At 73.4% G+C, this 21,168-nt stretch carries 19 protein-coding genes and 1 pseudogene; 16 read left to right on the forward strand and 4 right to left on the reverse strand.

What is annotated here, in order from left to right:
* The 5 genes from F1544_RS23390 to F1544_RS06025 all read left to right on the forward strand — a co-directional run.
* The coding region (locus F1544_RS23390; RefSeq protein ID WP_208971370.1) for a hypothetical protein at positions 1-233 on the forward strand (233 nt) is incomplete at its 5' end.
* Entirely contained in the window at positions 230-898 is a 669-nt protein-coding gene (locus F1544_RS06010) for a class I SAM-dependent methyltransferase (RefSeq protein WP_208971371.1), read from the forward strand. The genes F1544_RS23390 and F1544_RS06010, both read left to right, overlap by 4 nt.
* Positions 891-2,063 carry an XdhC family protein gene (locus tag F1544_RS06015; RefSeq protein ID WP_167583282.1) on the forward strand — a complete coding sequence of 391 codons (1,173 nt, stop codon included), beginning with the start codon at positions 891-893 and terminating at the stop codon, positions 2,061-2,063. Before F1544_RS06010 ends, F1544_RS06015 begins: the two co-directional genes overlap by 8 nt.
* Before the next feature lie 66 nt (positions 2,064-2,129).
* A complete protein-coding gene (gene dprE1, locus F1544_RS06020; RefSeq protein WP_167583491.1) occupies positions 2,130-3,494 on the forward strand; it encodes a decaprenylphosphoryl-beta-D-ribose oxidase in 1,365 nt (454 codons plus the stop codon).
* A 107-nt stretch (positions 3,495-3,601) separates the two neighbouring features.
* Entirely contained in the window at positions 3,602-5,185 is a 1,584-nt protein-coding gene (locus F1544_RS06025; RefSeq protein WP_167583284.1) for a diguanylate cyclase, read from the forward strand.
* 50 nt (positions 5,186-5,235) lie between these two features.
* Here F1544_RS06025 and F1544_RS06030 read toward each other — a convergent pair.
* Positions 5,236-6,133: pseudogene (locus tag F1544_RS06030) on the reverse strand (SDR family oxidoreductase).
* 96 nt (positions 6,134-6,229) lie between these two features.
* On the opposite strand from F1544_RS06030, the gene F1544_RS06035 reads away from it, so the two are divergent.
* Both F1544_RS06035 and F1544_RS06040 read left to right on the forward strand, forming a co-directional pair.
* Entirely contained in the window at positions 6,230-6,796 is a 567-nt protein-coding gene (locus F1544_RS06035; protein ID WP_167583286.1) for a TetR/AcrR family transcriptional regulator, read from the forward strand.
* An 81-nt stretch (positions 6,797-6,877) separates the two neighbouring features.
* Positions 6,878-8,191 carry an HNH endonuclease gene (locus F1544_RS06040; RefSeq protein ID WP_208971372.1) on the forward strand — a complete coding sequence of 438 codons (1,314 nt, stop codon included), beginning with the start codon at positions 6,878-6,880 and terminating at the stop codon, positions 8,189-8,191.
* 27 nt (positions 8,192-8,218) lie between these two features.
* Here the strand turns inward: F1544_RS06040 and F1544_RS06045 are convergent, their stop codons facing one another.
* Positions 8,219-9,220, reverse strand: a complete 1,002-nt coding sequence (locus F1544_RS06045) for a LacI family DNA-binding transcriptional regulator (RefSeq protein WP_167583288.1) — start codon at positions 9,218-9,220, stop codon at positions 8,219-8,221.
* A 183-nt stretch (positions 9,221-9,403) separates the two neighbouring features.
* Between F1544_RS06045 and F1544_RS06050 the strand changes: the two genes are divergently transcribed.
* The 4 genes from F1544_RS06050 to F1544_RS06065 are packed head-to-tail and all read left to right on the forward strand — an operon-like array spanning position 9,404 to position 14,552.
* Positions 9,404-11,344 (forward strand): glycoside hydrolase family 127 protein, encoded by a 1,941-nt coding sequence (locus tag F1544_RS06050; protein WP_167583290.1) that lies wholly within the window; start codon positions 9,404-9,406, stop codon positions 11,342-11,344.
* 29 nt (positions 11,345-11,373) lie between these two features.
* Positions 11,374-12,687 (forward strand): ABC transporter substrate-binding protein, encoded by a 1,314-nt coding sequence (locus F1544_RS06055; protein ID WP_167583292.1) that lies wholly within the window; start codon positions 11,374-11,376, stop codon positions 12,685-12,687.
* On the forward strand, positions 12,684-13,622 hold the full coding sequence (locus F1544_RS06060) for a carbohydrate ABC transporter permease (RefSeq protein WP_308469901.1): 939 nt from the start codon (positions 12,684-12,686) through the stop codon (positions 13,620-13,622). The genes F1544_RS06055 and F1544_RS06060 overlap by 4 nt, the downstream gene beginning before the upstream one ends.
* Before the next feature lie 9 nt (positions 13,623-13,631).
* Entirely contained in the window at positions 13,632-14,552 is a 921-nt protein-coding gene (locus F1544_RS06065; RefSeq protein ID WP_167583294.1) for a carbohydrate ABC transporter permease, read from the forward strand.
* A gap of 71 nt (positions 14,553-14,623) precedes the next feature.
* Here F1544_RS06065 and F1544_RS06070 read toward each other — a convergent pair whose 3' ends face one another.
* Positions 14,624-15,685, reverse strand: coding sequence for a LacI family DNA-binding transcriptional regulator (locus tag F1544_RS06070; RefSeq protein WP_167583296.1), 1,062 nt, complete (start codon positions 15,683-15,685; stop codon positions 14,624-14,626).
* Between the two features lie 322 nt (positions 15,686-16,007).
* Here F1544_RS06070 and F1544_RS06075 point away from each other — a divergent pair, with 322 nt between their 5' ends.
* The 5 genes from F1544_RS06075 (at position 16,008) to F1544_RS06095 (ending at position 19,943) form a co-directional block, all read left to right on the forward strand.
* Positions 16,008-17,300, forward strand: coding sequence for an ABC transporter substrate-binding protein (locus tag F1544_RS06075; protein ID WP_167583497.1), 1,293 nt, complete (start codon positions 16,008-16,010; stop codon positions 17,298-17,300).
* A gap of 68 nt (positions 17,301-17,368) precedes the next feature.
* Positions 17,369-18,385: a carbohydrate ABC transporter permease gene (locus F1544_RS06080; RefSeq protein WP_167583298.1), complete on the forward strand. Its 1,017-nt coding sequence runs from the start codon at positions 17,369-17,371 to the stop codon at positions 18,383-18,385.
* 1 nt (position 18,386) lies between these two features.
* Positions 18,387-19,298, forward strand: coding sequence for a carbohydrate ABC transporter permease (locus F1544_RS06085; protein ID WP_167583300.1), 912 nt, complete (start codon positions 18,387-18,389; stop codon positions 19,296-19,298).
* 23 nt (positions 19,299-19,321) lie between these two features.
* A complete protein-coding gene (locus F1544_RS06090) occupies positions 19,322-19,573 on the forward strand; it encodes a hypothetical protein (RefSeq protein WP_167583302.1) in 252 nt (83 codons plus the stop codon).
* 88 nt (positions 19,574-19,661) lie between these two features.
* On the forward strand, positions 19,662-19,943 hold the full coding sequence (locus F1544_RS06095) for a YciI family protein (RefSeq protein WP_167583304.1): 282 nt from the start codon (positions 19,662-19,664) through the stop codon (positions 19,941-19,943).
* A 71-nt stretch (positions 19,944-20,014) separates the two neighbouring features.
* Here F1544_RS06095 and F1544_RS06100 read toward each other — a convergent pair whose 3' ends face one another.
* Positions 20,015-20,965 carry a ferritin-like domain-containing protein gene (locus F1544_RS06100; RefSeq protein ID WP_167583306.1) on the reverse strand — a complete coding sequence of 317 codons (951 nt, stop codon included), beginning with the start codon at positions 20,963-20,965 and terminating at the stop codon, positions 20,015-20,017.
* Positions 20,966-21,168: the final 203 nt, after the last annotated feature.

Consider the following 21,168-nt stretch of genomic DNA (forward strand, 5'->3'; position numbering starts at 1 on the left):
GGCTGCGGGCTGCGGGCGGCGGGCTGCGGGCTGCGGGCTGCGGGCGGCGGCACCGGTTCGCCCGCCGTGCGCCGCGCTGGGACGCTGGGGCCATGTCGTCGGTCCCGGACTTCTCGCAGGCCCCCGCCTCTGCCGCCGTCGAGGACGTCACCCCGCCGGGGAGCGAGCCCCTCTCCACCACGGAGTCGGAACCAGGCGCCGAGGACGCCGCCGAGCCCGCGCCTGACGCGTGAGCCGGGAGGCCACACCGCGCGAGGCCCTCGCGCTGTACTACGACGACTCCGCCCCCTCCTACGTCGCGGGGTGGCGCACGCTGGAGCACTACAGCCCCCTCGTCGCGGAGTTCCTCCTGCACGCCGTGGCGCCGGGCCGCCGGGTGCTCGACGTCGGGTGCGGGCCGGGGCAGCTGACGGCGGAGCTCCCGCCCGGCGTCTCCGTCACGGGCTTCGACGTGTCGCCGGGGATGCTCGCCGCGGCGCGCGCGCGGCGGCCGGACGGCACCTACGAGCAGCACGACCTCCACGACCCGCTGCCCGCGGGGTGGGGCCGCTTCGACGTCGTCGTCGCGGTCGGCTGCCTGGAGTTCTGCCGCGACCTCCCCGCGACCCTGCGCCACCTCGCGGCCGCGTGCGCGCCCGGGGCGCGGCTCCTGGTGGGCGTCGTCGAGGACCGCCGCGCGCCGGCGGGCCGCTCCCGGGAGGCGTTCTCCGACGAGGGCCTGCCGGGGGTGCCGATGTACGCCTACGACGTCACCGCCCAGCTGGCCGCGGTGACGGCCGCGGGGCTCGCCCCGTCGTCCTACCGCGACGTCCCGGCCTGGCGGCACGACGAGTACTCCCGCACGGTGCGCTACGGCCTGTGGGAGCTGCGCGCCGGCGAGGGGACCCCGGGTGCGTGACGTGCTGCCCGCGGTCCTGCGCTGGGCCGGCGAGGGCCGCGGCTGCGCCGTGGCCACCGTGGTCCGGACGTGGAACAGCTCCCCGCGGCCCGCGGGGGCCTCGATGGCGGTCGCCGCCGACGGCGAGGTGGTCGGCAGCGTCTCCGGCGGGTGCGTCGAGGGGGCCGTGCACACCCTCGCGCTGGAGGTCGTCGCGTCGGGGCAGGCCGTCGCCGTCACCTACGGCGTCTCCGACGACGAGGCCTTCGCGGTGGGCCTGACGTGCGGTGGCGTGCTGGAGCTGGTGGTCGCTCCCGTGACGGCGGACGACGTGCCGCTGCTGCAGGCGCTGCAGGACGACCTGACCGGCGAGCGCGCCGCGGCCCTGGTCACGGTGGCGGGCGGGGCCGGGGCGCTCGGCGCGCGCCTCGTGGTCGGGGAGGACGCGACCGCGGGCTCCCTCGGCTCGGCGCGCCTGGACGCCGCGGCCGCGGACGCGGCCCGGGGCCTGCTGGCCGCGGGACGCACGGACGTCGTCCACCTCGGACCGGACGGCGAGCGCCGGGGCGACGAGCTGGCGCTGTTCGTCGAGTCCTGCGCGCCGCCGCCGCGGATGCACGTCTTCGGCGCCATCGACTTCGCGGGGGCCGTCGTGCGGATGGGCAAGTTCCTCGGCTTCCGGGTCACGGTGTGCGACGCGCGGCCGGTCTTCGCGACGGCGGCGCGCTTCCCCGACGCCGACGAGGTCGTCGTGCAGTGGCCCCACCGCTGGCTCGCGACGGCCCCGGTCGACGACCGCACGGTCATCTGCGTGCTGACCCACGACCCGAAGTTCGACGTGCCGCTGCTGGAGGTCGCGCTGCGCACGCCCGCCGCCTACGTGGGGGCGATGGGCAGCCGCCGCACGCACGAGGCGCGGCTGGCGGCGCTGCGCGAGGCGGGGCTCACCGAGGCCGAGCTGGCCCGGCTGTCCTCGCCGATCGGGCTGGACCTGGGCGGGCGCACGCCCGAGGAGACCGCGGTGTCGATCGCCGCGGAGGTGCTGGCCCTGCGCTGGGGCGGCAGCGGCCGCCGGCTCAGCGACGTCCCCGGCCCCGTGCACACCGCGCCCGCGCACGCCGGGCCCGCGCCCGCGGGTCCTCCGGGCGCGGCCGCTCCGGGCGGCGGGGAGCGGCCCGGCGGTTAGGCTCGCCGCGTGGTGAGCCTCCCTGGTCTGAAGAACGTCCTCGATCGCAGCAGCGCCGACGAGACGGTGCCCGCGCGCCGCACGGCGCGGCTGACGGGGTGGGGGCGCACGGCCCCGACGACGGCGACGGTCCTGCGCACGGCCGACCTCGACGTCCTCGCGGAGGCCGTGCGCACCGCCGGCCCGCGCGGCGTCATCGCCCGCGGCCTGGGCCGCAGCTACGGCGACCCGGCGCAGAACGCCGGCGGCCTGGTCATCGACATGACGGCGCTGAACCGCATCCACCGCATCGACGTCGACGAGGCCGTCGCCGTCGTGGACGCGGGGGTCTCGCTGGACACCCTGCTGCGCACGGTCGTCCCGCACGGGCTGTGGGTCCCCGTCCTGCCCGGCACCCGCCAGGTCACCGTCGGCGGCGCGATCGGCGCCGACATCCACGGCGGCAACCACCACACGCAGGGCACCTTCACCCGCCACGTCCTGTCGATGGACCTGCTGACCGCCGACGGCACGGTGCGCACGCTGACGCCGGACGGCCCCGAGCGCGAGCTGTTCCTGGCCACGACGGGCGGCATGGGCCTGACCGGGATCGTGCTGCGCGCGACCATCCGCCTCGACCGCGTCGAGACGTCCTACTTCCTCGCCGACGTCGAGCAGGCCCCGGGCTTCGACGAGCTCCTCGAGCGGCTGCAGCGCAACGACGAGAAGTACACTTACTCCAAGACGTGGTTCGACTCCGTGACCAAGGGCGAGCACATGGGGCGCGGGTTCCTGCTGCGCGGCTCCAGCGCGAAGCTCGAGGACCTGCCGAAGAACCTCCGCAAGGACCCGCTGAAGTTCGACGCCCCGCAGCTCGCGTCCTTCCCCGACCTGTTCCCGTCGGGGATGCTGAACCGGCTCTCGGCGAAGGCGCTGAACGAGTTCTACTACCGCAAGTCCCACACCGAATCCGGTGTGGTGCAGAACATCACGCAGTTCTACCACCTGCTCGACCTGTTTGCGGACTGGAACCGCGCCTACGGCCCCAACGGGTTCCTGCAGTACCAGTTCGTCGTGCCCTTCGGCCGCGAGGACGTCCTGCGCGCCAGCATGGAGGCGATCGTCGAGTCCGGGCACATCTCGGCGCTGAACGTCCTCAAGCGCTTCGGCCCGGGCAACGACGCGCCGCTGTCCTTCCCCACCGAGGGCTGGACGCTGGCCGTCGACCTGCCCGCGCGCGAGGGCCTGGACCGGCTCTGCGACACCCTCGACGAGATGGTCCTGGACGCCGGCGGCCGCCTGTACCTGGCCAAGGACTCCCGCACCACGGCCGAGCGCTTCGCCCGGATGTACCCGCAGCTGCCGGCGTGGCGGAAGGTGCGCGACGCAGTGGACCCGGAGCGGAAGTTCGCCTCCGACCAGTCGCGGCGGCTGGACCTCGTCGTCGGCTGAGGCGCGTCGTCGGCTGAGGCGCACGTCACACCCGGCGCGCCTCGAGGAGCGGCGCCGGGTGGCCGATGGTCCCCTGGAGAGGACGACCGTCGACCGGGGAGGTGCGCGTGCTGGCTGCTGTCGCCCCGGCGCTCCCAGTCGCCGGCCCCTACGACCGCGCGGCCGCCCGCCGCGAGGTCGACGACCTGCTGCTGCGCGTGGGCCTGGACCCCGAGCCCTGCCTCGTGCGGGCGCGGGCGCTGCTCGCCGTGGCCCAGGAGGCCGACGACGACGACGTCGTGGTGCACGCCCTCGTGCTGGAGGCCGACGCCCTGCACCGCCTGGGCGGTGTCGCGGACGCCGCCCGCATCGTCACCGCGGTGCGCGAGACCCGCCCCGACCTCTCGGCGGAGCACCGCGTCCGCACGGGCTGGGTCCTCATGCGGGTCTGCTCGAACATCGGGGACAGCGCGACCGCGCTGGAACACGCCGTCGAGACCGCCCGGTGGCTGGGCGACGACATCCCGCCGCGGCTGCGGATCCAGTTCACCATCAAGTACGGCGACGTCCTGGACGCCGTGGGCGACGTCGAGGGCGCCCGCGAGCGCTACGAGCAGGCCGAGCAGCTCGCCGTCGGCGACCCGGAGCTGCACCTGCGCGCGGTGAATAACCGCGCCTACACGGAGCTGTCCCTGGGCGACACCGAGCGGGCCGTCGCGGGGGCCGAGCACCTGGTGGAGCTGGCGGAGCGCTACGGCCACCCCCTGAACTCCGACGAGCTGGACACGCTCGCGCACATCCACCTCATGCAGCACCGCCCCGAGCTGGCCGTCGCGGCCGCGCAGGAGGCCCTGGGCCTGCTGACGGTCAAGGGGAACAAGGGCCGCGACGACCTGCCGGAGATCCTCCTCACCCTGGGCATCGCCCACCGCCACCTCGGCGACCTCGACACGGCCGCCGGCCACCTCGGCCGGGCCCGCGAGATCGTCGCCTCGCACGGGTTCTCCGAGCTGACGGCCCGGGTCTTCGAGGAGGAGGCCGAGCTGCTGGCCGCGCGCGGCGACTTCCGCGGGGCGCTGGAGGCCCACAAGGCGTTCCACCTGGCCGACAAGGAGCTCGTCTCGCTGCAGCGCGAGGCGCAGTCCCGTGCGCGGCAGGCGATGTACGAGTCCACGCAGGCCCGCGCCGACGCCGCCCGCTTCCGCGAGGAGGCCCGCCGCGACCCGCTGACCGGCCTGCACAACCGGCTGGCGGTGGGGGAGCGGCTGCCCGCGCTGCTGGACGCCCGCACGCGCGGCGGGATGCTCGTCGTCGCCGCCCTGTTCGACCTCGACCACTTCAAGGCCGTCAACGACGTCTACTCCCACGAGGCCGGCGACCACGTCCTCGTGACGTTCGCGGAACTGCTCGCCGCCTCCGTCGCGGACCTGCCGGAGGGTTCCGGCCTGGCCGCCCGGCTGGGCGGTGAGGAGTTCCTGCTGGTGCTGGCGGCGACGACCGCCGCCGAGGCCATGCAGCGCATCGGCGCCGTGCGCCGGGCCGTCGAGGAGCACGACTGGTCCTCGACGACCCCGGGCCGCAGCGTCACCGTCAGCGCGGGCGTCGCGGTCGCCGACGACGACAGCACGCACTTCAGCCTGCTGCGCCGCGCCGACGTCGAGCTGTACGCGGCCAAGGCCGCCGGGCGCAACCGGGTCTGCGGCGGCGTCTGAGCCGACTCGCCGGCGGGGCGGTCGGGCTTTGGTCTCAGACGGTCGCGGTCTCAGACGGTCGTGAAGTACGACGTCGCGAGGTCCTCGAGCAGGCCGGCGTGCGTGGGCCGCCCGCCGAGGAGCTCCTGCGTGCGGACGGAGGACGCGGACAGGTCCGCCGCGAAGAACAGCCCGATCCACCCGAAGTGGGCCGCGGCCTCCTCAGGGGCGACCGACGCGGTCGGCACGCCGAGGTGCTGCCCAATCGCCTCGGCGATCTCCCGGGTGCCCACGCCCTCCTCGGCCACGCCGTGCAGCGTGCTCCCGGCGGGCGCCGCCTCCACGGCCAGGCGGAAGAGCCGGGCCGCGTCGAGCCGGTGCACGGCGGGCCAGCGGTGGGTGCCGTCGCCGACGTAGGCGGAGACGCCGGTCCTGCGGGCGACCTCGACGAGGGTGGGCACGAAGCCCCGGTCCCCGCGGTCGTGGACGGTCGGGGCGAGCCGGACGACGGAGGAGCGCACGCCGTGACCGGCCAGCGCCCGGGCGGCGCGCGCGCTCGTGGCGCGGCCGCCGGCGGGCCCGTCCTCGGCCGGCTGGTCCAGCTCGGTGCCGGGGCGGCCCGTGGCCAGGCCGAGGGTGCCACCCACGATCACGAGCGGCCGGTCGCTGCCGCGCAGCGCGTCGCCGAACGCCTCGACGGCGGCCAGGTCCGTGCGCGCGGCGCCTGCCATGTCGGAGAAGTCGTGGCGGAAGGCCAGGTGGACGACGCCGTCGCTGGCGGCGGCGCCGGCACGCAGAGCGTCGAGGTCGTCAAGGTCGCCCGCGAGCACCTCGGCACCCGCGGCGGTCAGAGCGGCGGCCGAGGCCTCGGAGCGGGCGAGCCCGACCACCTGGTGGCCCGCCGGCGAGGAGTTCGGGGACGACGGCGGAGCCGACGAAGCCGGAGGCTCCGGTGACGAGGACGCGCATGAGCTGGACTCCCGTGGTCGGTGGGCAGGTCTGATGTCACCTGGTGACATGACGGTACACGGTCATGTCACCGGGTGCCATCGCTAAGGTGGGCCCGTGGGTCGATGGCAGCCGGACGCCCGGAACCGGTTCCGGCAGGCGGCCGTGGAGCTCTTCGACGAGCAGGGCTTCGAGGACACGACCGTCGTGCAGATCGCCGAGCGCGCTGGCCTCACCAAGCGCACGTTCTTCCGGCACTACGCCGACAAGCGCGAGGTGCTGTTCGAGGGCTCCGCGCGGCTGCAGGAGCTCATGGTCACCGCGCTCGTCGGCGCCCCGGACGGGGCCACGCCCCTGGAGGCCGTGGTCGCGGCCGTGCACGCCTCCGCCGCGTACTTCCTCCAGGACCGCGACGCGGTCCGGCGGCGGCACGCGGTCGTGACCTCGACGCCGGAGCTGCAGGAGCGGGAACGGGTCAAGCTCGCCACCCTCACCGCGGCGCTCGCCGACGCCCTCCGCGGCCGCGGTGTCCCGGAACCCACCGCGACCCTCGCGGCGGAGTCGGGCGTCACCGTGTTCCGGCTCGCGTTCGACGCGTGGGCCACCCGGGCCGATCCGCCGCCCCTCACCGTCCTCGCGGACGAGCTGTTCACCGCGCTGCGGGGCGTCGCCGCCCCTGGCTGACAAGTGACGGCGACGCCCTTGTTCGGCGGGGGCGGGAACGGTAGGATCGAACACGTGTCCACTACTCCCGCAGCGTCTCCGGTGAAGGAGCTGCGAAACGCGGTCGAGGCGGTGGACCTCTCCGTCCAGTGCGGTTCGTCGGACGCCGAACTCGTCGACGTGATCGCGGCGGCGGAACTCGCGAAGCGGGCACTGGCCGCGGTGCAGGCCCGTGCGACCGCGGTGTTGTCTCGTTCGGTGCGTACCGCTGAGGCGGCGGCCGGAGTTCCCGCGGCGAAGCGGGGGAAGTCGGTGGGCCCGCAGGTCGCGGCCGCTCGACGGGTGTCGCCGCACCAGGGTGGGCGTCTCGTCGGTGCCGCTCTCGCCCTCGTCGATGACCTGCCGGAAACCCTGGCGGCGCTCCGGTCGGGGGTGGTCGAGGAGTGGACCGCGACCAAGGTCGTGCAGGCCACCGTGTGCCTGGCACGGGAGGACCGAGCTCGTGTCGACGCGGCCCTGGCCGGGGAGTTCTCCCGGCCCGGAATCGGTGCCGCCTCGGTCATCGGGTCCGCGCGGGCCCTGGCCCAGCAGGTCGACCCGGCCTCCGCGGTCGCGCGGGCGAGGAAGGCGGCGAACGAGCGCTGCGTCTCGATCCGCCCCGCGCCGGACACGATGACGTACGTGACCGCACTGCTGCCTGTCGCCGACGGGGTCGCGGTCCACGCGGCTCTGCTGACGGCCGTCTCGAAGCACGCCGCCTCCCGGGAGCCCGGCGACGAGCGAGGTCGGGGTCAGGTCATGGCCGACACCCTCGTCCAGCGGATCACCGGCCGGAACCCGCACACCGACCCCGTGCCCGTCGTCGTCCACCTCGTGATGCCGACGGACACCCTCCTCGACGCCGGTGACGTCTCGGCCAGCGTCCCGGGTCACGGACCGGTGCCGGCCGCCATCGCCCGCGAACTCCTCGCCTGCGCCGCCGAAGCCGGCCAGGCGTGGGTGCGGCGGTTGTTCACCAGCCCGGACAGCTCGCAGCTGGTCGCGTTGGAGTCCAGACAACGGGCGTTCCCCGCCGGCCTGGCCGCGTTCCTGCGCGCCCGCGACCAGCGCTGCGCGACCCCGTTCTGCGACGCCCCGATCCGCCACCTCGACCACGTCCAACCCCACGCCCGCGGCGGCCCGACCACCGCGGACAACGGACAAGGGCTCTGCGAGGCGTGCAATCACACCAAGGAACTCCCCGGATTCCGCTCTGTCCGGGATCCCGTCAGCGGCGTCACCACCCTGACCACCCCCACCGGCCACACGTACGCGAGCTCACCCCCACCGGTGCTCGGTCACTCTGTCCTGCCGCCCGAGCGGTACCGGTCGGGCATCGAGGCGGACCTGCGCCGACGCCTAGACCTCGCCGCCTGACGCGTGAGCCGCCGGCTCGCGACCCCGTCAGCGCCCGACGGTGGAGTCCCGCACCACCAGCCGCGTCGGCATCGTCGTCGTCCCCACGCTCGGGCGGCCCGCGACGGCGTCGAGCAGGAGCTCGCCGGCCCGGCGACCCATCGCCTCGAGGCCCAGGGCCACGGTCGTCAGCGGCGGGCGCGAGGCGAGCGCGATGACGTCCCAGTCGTCGAAGCCCACGACGGCGACGTCGTCGGGGACCCGGCGGCCCGCGTCGCGCAGCCCGTCGCACACGCCGCGCGCGATCTGGTCGCTGCCGCAGGTGATCCCGTCGACGTCCGGGTGGCGGCGCAGCAGGATCTCGGCGGCCGTGCGGCCCCAGCGCTCGCTCCAGTCCCCGTGCAGCGCCGGGGCGACGAGGGTGTCGCCCGCCGCGGCGACGGCCGCCTCCCGCCGCACGACGGAGGCGTGGTGGTCGGCGGGGCCGGTGACGTGCGCGAGCCGCGTGCGGCCCAGGTCCAGCAGGTGGCGCACCGCGCTCTGCGCGCCACCGGCCTGGTCGACGACGAGGGAGGTGTCCGCCGGCGACTGCGACGGCGTGAACGCGTAGACGACCGGCAGGTGCTCCGGTGCCGCGACGGGCGTGCGGGGCTCCGTCCGGCGGCCGGTGACGATGATGCCGTCGACGCGGCGGGCCAGCAGGGTCCGCAGGTAGTGCTGCTCGCGCACCGGGTCGTCGCGGCTGTCGCACAGCAGGACGACCATCTCGCCCGCCCCCAGCGCGTTCTCGGCGCCGAGCATCACGGGGATCGAGAACCGCCCGAAGCTGTCCGTCGTGATGAGCCCTACCGTGTAGCTGCGGCCCGAGGACAGCCCGCGGCCCAGGGAGTCGGGCGTGAACCCGAGCTGCTCGGCGGCGCGGCGGACGCGCTCGCGCGTCTCGGCCCGCAGCTGCCCCGTGCCGTTGAGGGCCTTCGACGCGGTCCCGGGCGCGACGCCCGCGAGCGCAGCGACGTCGACGATCCGGGCCGGAACACCGATTTCCGTCACGTTCCGCCCCTCGTCGTCGCGCCCGAAGCGTCATCGTAGCGTCCGGGAGGCGCGAGCTGGGCCGGGGCTGGGAAGTGGCTCCGGTGCCTTGACGGTCCGGAGCCGCGGGCCTACCGTCGTCGCAGAAAACGTGTTCCGTACGTTCCGCGACGTCCTCGTCGCTGCGACTCGATGGAGAGCTCGATGACCACCACCACCTCGGCCGGGCGCACCGCCGTCGCCCCCGCCGCCCCCACCCGCGCCGCGTCCGTCGTGCTGCGCCCCGTCCCGCTCGGCGCCGCGCGCATCGCCGGCGGCTTCTGGGCCGAGCGCCAGGAGGCGAACCGCCGCCAGGCGATCCGCACCGGCTACGAGAAGCTCGAGACCGCCGGCAACCTGCAGAACTTCCGCATCGCCGCGGGCGTCGCCACGGGCGAGGTCCGCGGGCCGATCTTCATGGACTCCGACGTCTACAAGTGGCTCGAGGCCGCCGCCTGGGAGTACGCCCGCGAGGCCGACGAGGAGGTCCTCGGCTGGATCCGCGAGGTGACGAAGGTCGTCGCCGCGGCGCAGGCCGACGACGGCTACCTCGACTCCGTGCAGCAGGTGCGCGGCGAGGGACGGCGCTACACCGACCTGCCGTGGAGCCACGAGCACTACTGCGCGGGCCACCTGTTCCAGGCCGCGGTCGCCATCGTCCGCGGCACCGGCGAGACCGGGCTGCTCGACGTCGCGGTGAAGCTCGCCGACCACCTGGTCGCCACGTTCGGCGAGGGCCGCACGGTCGACGTCGACGGTCACCCCGTCGTGGAGATGGGCCTCGTCGAGCTCTACCGCGAGACGGGCACGCAGGCCTACCTCGACCTCGCGCGCTGGTTCGTGGACGCCCGCGGCCACGGCATCATCGAGAACCACGGCAAGGCCCCGACCTACTTCTCCGACCGGGTCCCCGTGCGGGAGCAGACGACCGTCGAGGGTCACTCCGTGCGCGCCGTCTACCTCACCGCGGGCGCGGCCGACGTGGCCGCCGAGACGGGGGACGCGGAACTCCTCGCGGCCCTGACCACGCAGTGGGAGGGCATGCTCGCCACGAAGACCTACGTCACGGGCGGCATCGGGGCCCGCTGGGACATGGAGCAGTTCGGCGACCACTACGAGCTCAGCCCCGACCGGGCCTACGCCGAGACCTGCGCCGCCATCGGCAGCGTGCAGTGGACGTGGCGGATGCTGCTGGCCACGGGTGAGGCGCGCTACGCCGACCTCGTCGAGCGCACCCTCTACAACGCGTTCCTGCCGGGCGTCTCCCTCGCCGGCGCCGAGTACTTCTACGTCAACGCGCTCCAGCTGCGCGACGGGGCCCACCCCGACGAGGAGCGCAGCGTCGCCAACGGCCGCCGCCCGTGGTTCGACTGCGCCTGCTGCCCCCCGAACATCATGCGCACCCTCTCCAGCCTCGACGCCTACCTCGCGACGAGCTCCGCGGAGGGCGTGCAGCTGCACCAGTTCGCGACCGGCACCGTCCGCGCGGACGTCGCCGGCGGGATCGCCTTCGGCGTCACCACGGACTACCCGTGGGACGGCACCGTCCGCGTCGAGGTGACGGAACCCGGTGCGGGGGAGTGGGAGCTCGCCGTGCGCGTCCCGGCCTGGGCCGAGGGCGCCACCGCCACCGTCGCGGGTTCCTCCGTCGCGGCGACGCCCGGTGAGTACCTGCGCGTCACCCGGGCCTGGGCGGCCGGGGACGTCGTCGAGCTCGTGCTGCCGCTGCAGGTGCGCGTCCTGGAGGCCGACGCCCGCGTCGACGCCGTCCGCGGCGCCGTCGTCGTCGAGCGCGGCCCGCTCGTCTACTGCGTCGAGCAGCCCGACCTGCCCGCCGACCTGTCCGCCGACGACGTGCGGGTCCGCGTCGCGGAGCTGCGCACCGCGGACGCCGAGCACCGCCCCGACCTGCTGGGCGGCGTCACCGTCCTGCGGCTGCCCGTGCGGCACGCGGCCGGCGCCGCGAGCGGCCCGCTGTACCGGCCGGCCGGCGACGAGGCCCCCGCGGCCTCCACCGGTGAGGCCGTCACGGTCGACGCCGTCCCGTACTACGCGTGGGCGAACCGGGACCTGGGCGCCATGCGCGTCTGGCTCCCGCGCGCCTGAGCACCCCACCCGGACCTGGAGGAGACGCGATGGAGCTTTCCCGCAGGAACGTCCTGGGCCTGGGAGGGCTCACCGCGCTCACCGCGCTGCTGCCCTCCTGCGCCTCCACCCTCCCCGAGGCCGACGTCAGCGCGGCCGGCTTCGGGGAGGGCGCCACGGGCACCGTCCGCCTGTGGTGCCGCGCCGCGACCGTCGTGGGCGTGCGGCAGGTCGTCGACGCGTTCAACGCGTCGCAGGACCGCCTGACGGTCGAGGTCACCCCCGTCCTCGACGCCCAGTACGTCACCAAGCTGGCCACCGCGATCCGCGGTGGGAACGTCCCGGACATCGTGGACATCGACGACATCAACTCGATGCTCTTCATCTACCGCGACTCCTTCACCGACCTCACCCCGCTGGTGCAGGGGCTCGACTTCGCGGACAGCATCAACCCCGGGCAGCTCGGGCTGGCCGTCCGCGACGACCGCAACTACGGCGTCCCCTACATCGCGGACAACTCGGCGCTGTTCTACAACACCGAGCTGTTCGACCGGGCCGGCATCGACCCGGTCACGGCGACGGCGGACTTCGACGGGATCCTCGAGGCGGCCCGCGCCATCCACGGCCTGGGGGACGGGACGTTCGGCTGGTCCGTCGACGGCAACGCCGCCGGCATCCTCGGCTTCGTCGTGCAGCCGCACATCTGGGCCGCGAAGTCGCCGAACGTCGTCGGCGAGGTCGGCGCCCAGAAGGGCGACGTGGCCGGCAACGACGCGGTGCGCCGCACGTTCGAGCTCTACCAGACCATGTGGAAGGAGGGCCTCATGCCGCAGACGAACTTCTCCGGTGATGGTTCGCGCTGGGGCGCGGACTTCCGCGAGGGGACCGTCGGGATGTTCCCCGGCAACTTCTCCGTCGCCGCGCTCAACGCGACCCCCGAGATGCGCGCCAAGACGGGTGTCGTCCTGCTGCCCGGCCCCGACGGCGGGCGCGCCACGTTCGCCGGCGGCGACAACCTCTGCATCCCGCGCGGTGCGGGCAACGCCTCCGGCGCGTGGGAGTTCGCCCGCTTCGCCCTCGACCTGCCGCAGCAGACCAACCTGCCGGCCGGCGGGTACATCCCCGTCCGCTCCGACGCGGCGACGCTGGAGTACCGGGCGGAGTTCCCGCTCGCCGTCGCGCCGCTGGAGGACATCGAGGCGGCGTACGCGCCGGTGACCCTGGCCTACAACCTGCTCTTCAACCAGCAGGACTCGCCGTGGATCGCGGCGTTCCGGCGGGCCGTCTTCGACGAGGACCTCGACGGTGCCCTGGCGCAGGGCCAGAAGGACTTCGACCGCATCCTCGAGCAGGCGCAGCTGTGAGCGTCGTCGCGGGTCGTCCCGCCCCCGCCGCCCCCCGCGTGCGCAGCACCCCCGCCGGGAAGCCGGCGTCGCTGACCCACCCGCCGCGCACCGGGGTCCTGCTGACGCTGCCCGCGCTGGCCTTCGTCACCGTCTTCGTCCTGGTGCCGCTCGTCTTCGCCGTCTACATGTCGCTGACGAACTGGCCGCTCATCGGCTCCTACGACTTCGTCGGGTTCTCCAACTACGCCGGTGTGGCGAAGGACCCGGTGTTCTGGAAGTCGGTCGGCTACACCGTGCTCTACACGGCCGTCGTGACGCTGCCCATCCTCGTGCTCGGCTACCTGCTGGCCGTCGTGGTGCGCTCGAACCGGCGCGGCTCCACCCTGCTGCGGACGCTGTTCTTCCTGCCCTACGTCATCGGGCTCACGACGCTGAGCTTCCTGCTGGTCCTCGAGGCGCAGCCCAGCTCCGGGGCCGTGAACCTCGTGCTGCAGGGCCTCGGCATCACCGACGGGACGACGGCCTGGCTGGCCGACGGCCCGCTGGCCACCGGCCTCATCATCGTGATGATCGTGTGGGCCGTGTCCGGGCTCACGATGGTCCTGCTCATGGGCGGCATGCAGGGCATCCCGCGCGACGTCTACGAGTCGGCCGAGATCGACGGCGCCGGCTGGTGGCAGCGCGAGCGGAGCATCACGATCCCGCTGCTGCGCCCGACGATCGCCATAAGCCTGGTCATCTCGGTCATCGGCTCGCTGCTGGCCTTCACCCAGTTCTACGTGCTCACCCGCGGCGGGCCCGGGACGGACACCCAGACCGTCGTCCAGTACGTCTACCAGCGAGGGTTCGTCCAGCTCCAGCTGGGCGCGGCCTCCGCCCTGTCGATCGTCCTGGTCGTCGTCATCGGGCTCGTGACGGCCGTCCAGTTCCGCCTGCTGCGCGAGAAGGACTGAGGAACCCCGATGGCGACCCTGACCGAACGCCCCGCCGCAGTCCGCCCGCGGCGCACCCCGCACGTCGGGACCCGCAGCGACCAGACCCGCTCCGAGAGCCGCACCAAGACCGTCCTCTACGTCGTCGGCGGCGTGCTGGCGGCCCTCGTCTTCGTCGTGCCGCTCGCCTGGTCGATCCTGCGCTCGTTCCAGCCCAACGACGCGATCATCGCGACCGACCCGACGTGGTCGTCGCTGTCGAAGCTCACGACCGCGAACTTCACGGGCCTGTTCTCCGGGGACGCCGACATCTGGCGGGCCGTCGGGAACAGCCTGGTCGTGGCGGTCTCGACGGCCGTCCTCACCGCCGTCCTGGCCACGCTGGCCGGCTACGGGTTCGGGCGCTTCCACTTCCGGGGCAGCAAGTGGCTGTTCGGGCTCGTGGTCGTGACGATGATGGTGCCGTTCCAGGCGATCATCACGCCGCTGTACCTGCAGATGAACGCCATGGGCCTCACGGACTCCCGGCTCGGCCTGGTGCTCTTCTACTCCACGGTCAACCTGCCGTTCGGCGTGTTCGTGATGCGCAACGCGTTCGAGGGCATCCCCGCCGAGATCGAGGACTCCGCGCACGTCGACGGCGCCGGCACCTTCCGGACGCTGTTCTCGGTGCTGCGCCCGCTGCTGGTGCCCGGCATGGCGACCAGTGCGCTGTACGCCTTCCTGGCCTCCTGGACGGAGTTCCTCGGGGCGCTGACCTTCCTCACCGACGACCGGCTCTACACGCTGCCGCTGTCACTGGTGAACCTGCAGTCCGGCGCGTACGGGGCGGTCAACTACGGCTACCTCGTCGCCGGCGCGGTCGTCGCGATGATCCCCTGCGTCATCCTCTACGTCGCGCTGCAGCGCTTCTACGTGGCGGGCCTCGCGTCGGGCGCCGTCAAGGGCTGACCCCCCGCACGACGAGGGCGGGTCCACCGGGACGACCGGTGGGCCCGCCCTCGTGCGTGCCGGGCCGGCGCTCAGGACGGGGGCGGCGCCGTCGTGCCCCGCACGACCAGCCGGGTGGGGAACGGCCCCACGGTGCGCGGGGCCCGGCCCGCCAGGAGGTCGAGCACGACCTGCGCGGAGGCCCGACCGAGGGCCCCCGGGTCCTGCGCGACGGTGGTCAGGTCGGTGAGCTCGGCGAGGGGGTGGTCGTCGATGCTGACGACCGAGAGCTGCCGGGGCACGTCGATGCCCGCCCGCCGCAGGCTGCGGATGGCGCCGAGCGCGACCTCGTCGGAGAAGGCGAACACGGCGCTCGGCGACCGCCGGCCGGACAGCAGCCGGTCCATGCCCTCGGCGCCCCCGCGGGAGCCCTCGGCCCAGGAGACGACCAGGTCCTCGTCGACGGGCACGCCGGCCGCCGCCATCGCCGTCCGGTAGCCGGCCTCCCGGTCGCGCTGGGCCTGCCACGCGCGGTCGGTCGCGGCGATGGTGTTGAGCAGCGCGATGCGCGTGTGGCCCAGCTGCAGGAGGTGGTTCACGGCCTGCTGGGCGGCCAGCTCGTCGTCGATGGCGACCGAGGGCACGCCGTCGCTGTGGCTGCCGGCGGCCACCACGGCGACCCCCCGGTCGTGGAGCTTCGCCAGCTCCGACGGCCGCAGGGCGATGGCGATGACGACGACCGCGTCCACCTTGCGGCGCAGGGGGATCTCGGCGAAGAAGTGCACCCGGTCGTCGGGGTCGTCGACGCAGCGGACGAGGAGGTCCAGGCCGGCGGGCCGCAGCTCCCGCTCAAGGCCGACGATGAGCGAGCTGCTGTACCAGGTGGGCAGGTCGTGGGTCACCACCGCGACCCGGCCCGTGGCCCGTCCGGACAGGGCCGACGCCTCGGGGCTCACGACGTAGTCGAGCTCGGCGGCGACCTCCCGGATCCGCTCGCGCGTGCCCTCGCTGACGCCCTCGAGCCCGCGCAGGGCCCGCGACACCGTGGACAGGGACACCCCGGTCCGCGCGGCCACGTCGGCCATCCGGACCTCCGTCGCCGGGCCGACCGGTCGGCGCAGGGGCCGGGTGGGGTGTCGCGTCGGTGCGGGCATGGCGCGATGCAACACCACGGGGACACCGCCGGTCCAGTGCCGTCGCGGAGCCGCCCTTGCCGCTCGGTGATCCAGTGTTACCACATTGCAACAAAAACGTTTGCGTGCCCCTGACGTGCAGGAACGGTCGAGCAAGCGTTTGCTTGCTTGCGCGTTGCTCGTTGACGGAGGGGGGCCCGGGGTGTTCCATCTCCTCGGTCGGACCGGGCTCGCAGACGAGCCCGGACGGGGACCCGCGCGAGCCACCGGACGTTCCGGTCACGGCCCGCAGGCGCCTCCGCCGACACTCGATGAAGAGGAGAACGCTGTGTTCGGCAAGTCCATGCTCTCTCGCAAGGTCACCTTCGCCGCGGCGGCCGCGGCCACCGGCGTGCTCGTCCTGTCCGCCTGCGGGGGAGGGGGCGACGACGGGGGCAGCGCCACCGACGCCGCGGCCGCCGGCGCCGCGACCGGCCCGATCACCTACGTGCAGGGCAAGGACAACAGCAACATCGTCCAGCCCGCCATCGACAAGTGGAACGCGGCGCACCCCGACGAGAAGGTCACGCTCAAGGAGCAGACCGACCAGGCCGACCAGCAGCACGACGACCTGGTGCAGAACTTCCAGGCGAAGAACGCCGACTACGACGTCGTCAGCGTCGACAACATCTGGACGTCGGAGTTCGCCGCCAAGGGCTGGCTGCAGCCGCTGACCGGGGACTACGCGCTGGACACCTCCACGCTGCTGCCGGCCACCGTCACCGCCGAGACCTACAACAAGACGCTCTTCGCGGGCCCCACGAGCTCCGACGGCGGCCTGCTCTACTACCGCAAGGACCTCGTGCCCACCCCGCCGAAGTCCTGGGACGAGCTGATGTCCATGTGCGACATCGCCACCCAGAACGGCATCGACTGCTACGCGGGGCAGTACGCGCAGTACGAGGGCCTGACCGTCAACGTGGCCGAGGCGATCAACACCTTCGGCGGCTCGATCCTGTCCGAGGACGGCAAGACCGCCACCCTGGACACCCCCGAGGCCAAGAAGGGCCTCGACGCGCTCGTCAAGGGCTTCGCCGACGGCGACATCCCCAAGCAGGCCACCACCTACCAGGAGGAGCAGGGCCGGCAGTCCTTCGAGGACGGCAAGCTGCTCTTCCTGCGCAACTGGCCCTACGTCTACAGCCTGGCCAAGACCGACGGCTCCTCCACGGTGAAGGACACCTTCGGCGTCGCGGTGCTCCCGGGCGACGGCGACGGCAAGCCCGGCGCGTCGAGCCTCGGCGGTCACGCTGCCGGCATCAGCGTGTACTCCGACCACAAGAAGACCGCTCTGGAGTTCATCAAGTTCCTGCAGTCCGAGGAGATCCAGAACGACTGGCTGACCCAGGGCTCCGCGGCCCCGGTCATCGCCTCGCTCTACGACGACCCCGCCCTGGTCGAGCAGTTCCCGTACCTGCCGGAGCTGAAGACCTCGATCGAGAACGCCGTGCCGCGGCCCGTGACGCCGTTCTACCCGGCCGTCACCAAGGCCATCCAGGACAACGCCTTCTCCGCGCTCTCCGGCAGCAAGACCACCGATGCCGCGCTGACCGACATGCAGGCCGCGGTCCAGAACGCCATCAGCGGCGGTCAGTGACCCGGACCCACGCACCGGGGGCGGGACGACGTCGTCCCGCCCCCGGCGCCGAGTCCTGAGGAGGACCCATGAGCACCACCTCCGGTGTGGTCACCGGCGAGTTCGCGCAGGGCAAGCCCCCGCTGGACCCGGGGGCGAAGCGCAAGAGCCTGCACGACGGCTCCGGCCGGCGCGCCGCCGTCCTGATCGCCCCCACGATCGTGCTCCTCGCGATCGTCATCCTCTACCCGGTCGTCACGGCCGTCTCGCAGTCGTTCACCAAGGACGCGGGCCTGGACCCGGCGACGGGGCTCTTCGTCGAGGGCGGCTTCGCCGGGGTCGCCAACTACAAGCTCTGGCTCCTGCAGGACTGCGGGTCCGGCGCGTTCAGCTGCCCCCCGGGCACCCTCGGCTCGCAGTTCTGGACGTCGACCGGGGTGACGTTCCTCTTCACGGTCGTGGCCGTCTCGCTGGAGACCCTGCTCGGGCTGGTCTTCGCCCTCGTCATGAACCGGAACTTCAAGGGCCGCGGGATCCTGCGGGCCAGCGTCCTGGTGCCGTGGGCGATCCCCACTGCCGTGACCGCGAAGCTCTGGTACTTCATCTTCGCCTACGACGGGATCGCCAACAAGGTCCTGGGCACCAACATCCTGTGGACCGGTGACGGCTGGCCGCCCAAGGCGGCCATCATCATCGCCGACACCTGGAAGACCGCGCCGTTCATGGCGCTGCTCATCCTCGCGGGCCTGCAGGTCATCGACGGCGGGGTGTACGAGGCGTCCAAGATGGACGGGGCCTCGGCCTGGCAGCGGTTCCGGTTCATCACGCTGCCGCTGGTCCGCCCCGCGCTCATGGTCGCGGTCCTCTTCCGCACCCTGGACACGCTGCGGATGTACGACCTGCCGAAGATCCTCACCGGCGGGGCCGGCGACACCTCCACCCTGTCGATGCTGGTGGTCGACCAGGTCAGGTCGGGCTTCAACGCCGCCTCGGCGCTGTCGACCCTGACGTTCCTCATCGTGTTCGCGGTGGCGTTCATCTTCATCAAGTTCCTGGGCGCCAACGTCACCGAGCAGCGGGCCCCGAAGACGAAGAAGGCGGGCTGAGATGGCCACCACGACGAGCACCACCAAGGGCGGGTCGCGGAACCGGACGGTCACCAGCTCCGGTGTCCAGATCGTCCAGCGCCGCGACGTGCGCGGTGGGATCCTCACCTACGCCGGTGTCGTCCTCATCTGCCTGTGGGGGCTGCTGCCGTTCTACTGGATGATCGTCACCAGCTTCCGCGACGTGGGCTACACCTTCGACACCACGCCGTGGCCGACGCACACGACGCTGGAGAACTACGCCACCGCGTTCTCGACGTCGCGCGGCAACCACTTCGGGCGCGCCCTGCTCAACAGCGTGGTCATCGGGGCGGCCACCACCGCGGTCGGCCTCGTCGTGGGCGTCTTCACCGCCTACGCCCTGGCCCGGTTGGAGTTCCGCGGGAAGTTCTACGTCCTGGGCCTCATCCTCGGCGCCTCGATGTTCCCCGGCGTCGCCCTGGTCACGCCGCTCTTCCAGCTGTTCACCGACCTCGGCTGGCTGAACACCTACCAGGCCCTGATCATCCCGAACATCTCCTTCGTGCTGCCGCTGACGGTGTACACGCTCACGGCCTTCTTCACCGAGATGCCCTGGGAGCTGGAGGAGTCGGCCCGCATGGACGGGTGCACCCCCGGTCAGGCCTTCGTCAAGGTCATCCTCCCGCTGGCCGCCCCGGGGATCTTCACGACCGCGATCCTGGCCTTCACCGCGGCCTGGAACGAGTTCCTGCTGGCCAGCCAGCTCGGCGGGGACAAGGTGCAGCCGGTGACGGTGGCCATCGCCAGCTTCGCCGGCGCGCAGCCGCACCAGGAGCCGTACACCGCCGTCATGGCCGCCGGGACGATCGTCACCGTCCCGCTGATCATCATGGTGCTCGTCTTCCAGCGCCGCATCGTCTCCGGCCTCACGGCCGGCGGCGTGAAGAGCTGACAGACCCCGAGGAGGAGACCGCCGTGTCCACACCCCGCGACCGCCAGGGCGTCGGCCGGGACCTCGTCCGGGCCCGCCGCAACGCCCAGCACCTCGAGACGTTCGGCGGTCTCCTCGTCGCGATGACGCTGCTCGTCCTCGGCGTCACCGTCCACGCCGAGCTCACCGGCCGGCCCGCCCTCGCCCTCGTGGGCGTGCTCGTCCTCCTGCTGGCGGCCGACGTCGTCGTCGTCAAGGCCGCCCGCGGTCAGCGGCGGCGCGGGACGCCGTCGTGAGTCGCAGCCCGTCCTGAAGCGAGGCCCGTCCTGAGCCGCAGGCCGCCGACGGGGGCGGCCGGGCCCGCCGGGCGGTAGCGTCGCGCCCGTGCCCTACTTCGTCGCCACGTACCAGTACACCGCCGACACCGACACGCGCGACACCGTGCGCCCCACGCACCGCGAGTGGCTCGGGGACCTGGGGGAGACCCTCGTGATCTCCGGGCCGACCGACGCCGACGGCGCCTTCCTCGTGTTCGAGGCGGCGGACGCCCAGGCGGTGCGGACGGTCCTCGAGGAGGACCCGTTCGCCCTGCAGGGCGGGATCATCGCGGAGACCACCGTCGTGGGGTGGACACCGGTCCTGGGCCGGTTGCGCGACTCGTTCTGACGGCCACGCCGGACCGGCCGGTGGGCACCCCCTCGCGGGGGCACCCACCGGCCGGTCGCGTGGTGAGGGGATCAGCCGCTGACGCGGACGTCCCCGTTGACGCCGGCCGGGAAGAACCCGCCGCGGTCGACCTTGCCCGGGTTCAGGTAGACGACGTTCAGCACCTGGCCCGGGGTCCGGCTGAACGCGATGCCGTTCTTGTCGGTCGGCACGATGTTCACCACCGCCTTCTTCCCCTTGCCCAGCACGACGCCCTGGTCGAGGTCGCTCGAGCCGTCCAGGGAGTCGCGCGCGTCGGAGATCTTCACGGTGGCGTCCGCGAGGCCGACGTCGTACAGCACGCCGCGGACCGTGGCCGCGTGGTAGGCCTCGACGGCGAGGATGCCCGCCGCCGCCTCGAGGTAGGTCTTGTTCGTGATCAGCGGCGCCGCGCCCTTGTAGGCCGTGACCCCGACGTCCTCGAAGATGAACGCCGCGAGCAGGAAGTTGTTCTCGTTGGCGTAGGGGTCGAACACCTGCCCCTTGCCGATGAGGCCCGCCGCCTGCGCCGCGGCCGTGAAGCTGTCCCGCAGGTCGATGGCCGGGCGCGAGACCGCGGAGCGCCCGAGGGCGCTGCGCAGGAACTTCACGTGGGCGACCTCGTCACCCGCGATCTCCTTGGCGTACGCGGCGATCTTCTTGCTCTTGAAGGGGACCTGACGGCCTCCCGTCACCCGGCCGCGCTTGCCGGTGCCGGTGGTGCTGGAGTCGTCGAGACCGCGGCCGTACGCGGCGAAGGAGTAGAACTCCGCCTCGAGGTACTCGAGGTTGAGGGCGAAGTTCAGGACGGTGGCGTCGCTGGGACCGCCGCCCCCCGTGGTGGGGGAGGACGCGGACGCCGCGTCGGCGGTACCGGTGCTGACCGCGGCGGCGCCGAGGACGCCCATCCCCATGAGGCCTGCGCCCCGGAGGAACTTGCGTCGGTCCGCGGGGGTCTCTGCGCTGCGGTCGACCATGTCGACGACCAGGTTCTTGCCGAACATCCTGCCACCTCGTCCTTGAGTGAGACGACGCCCGCGTGCGGCGTCGTCCGGCTGCGAGCTCCCGGTGGTTCCCGCGGAGTGCGGGCCGGTGAGCTCCCTTCGGAACGGGTGGACGGGTGGATGGGCCGAACGGGTGAGAACTTCGCTGTGCGACCGACGTTCACGGTTGCGTGACGACGGGTCCCGGGCCGGCCCTGCCCCGG

Origin of the sequence: Kineococcus rubinsiae, assembly GCF_011839805.1 — a bacterium.
Classification (GTDB): Bacteria; Actinomycetota; Actinomycetes; order Actinomycetales; family Kineococcaceae; genus Kineococcus; species Kineococcus rubinsiae.

Coding starts and splice junctions, on each gene's coding strand:
- F1544_RS06050 (WP_167583290.1), top strand. CDS start 9,404: ATGACCACCACCACCTCGGCCGGGCGCACCGCCGTCGCCCCCGCCGCC.
- F1544_RS06055 (WP_167583292.1), top strand. CDS start 11,374: ATGGAGCTTTCCCGCAGGAACGTCCTGGGCCTGGGAGGGCTCACCGCG.
- F1544_RS06065 (WP_167583294.1), top strand. CDS start 13,632: ATGGCGACCCTGACCGAACGCCCCGCCGCAGTCCGCCCGCGGCGCACC.
- F1544_RS06070 (WP_167583296.1), bottom strand. CDS start 15,685: ATGCCCGCACCGACGCGACACCCCACCCGGCCCCTGCGCCGACCGGTC.
- F1544_RS06075 (WP_167583497.1), top strand. CDS start 16,008: ATGCTCTCTCGCAAGGTCACCTTCGCCGCGGCGGCCGCGGCCACCGGC.
- F1544_RS06080 (WP_167583298.1), top strand. CDS start 17,369: ATGAGCACCACCTCCGGTGTGGTCACCGGCGAGTTCGCGCAGGGCAAG.
- F1544_RS06085 (WP_167583300.1), top strand. CDS start 18,387: ATGGCCACCACGACGAGCACCACCAAGGGCGGGTCGCGGAACCGGACG.
- F1544_RS06100 (WP_167583306.1), bottom strand. CDS start 20,965: ATGTTCGGCAAGAACCTGGTCGTCGACATGGTCGACCGCAGCGCAGAG.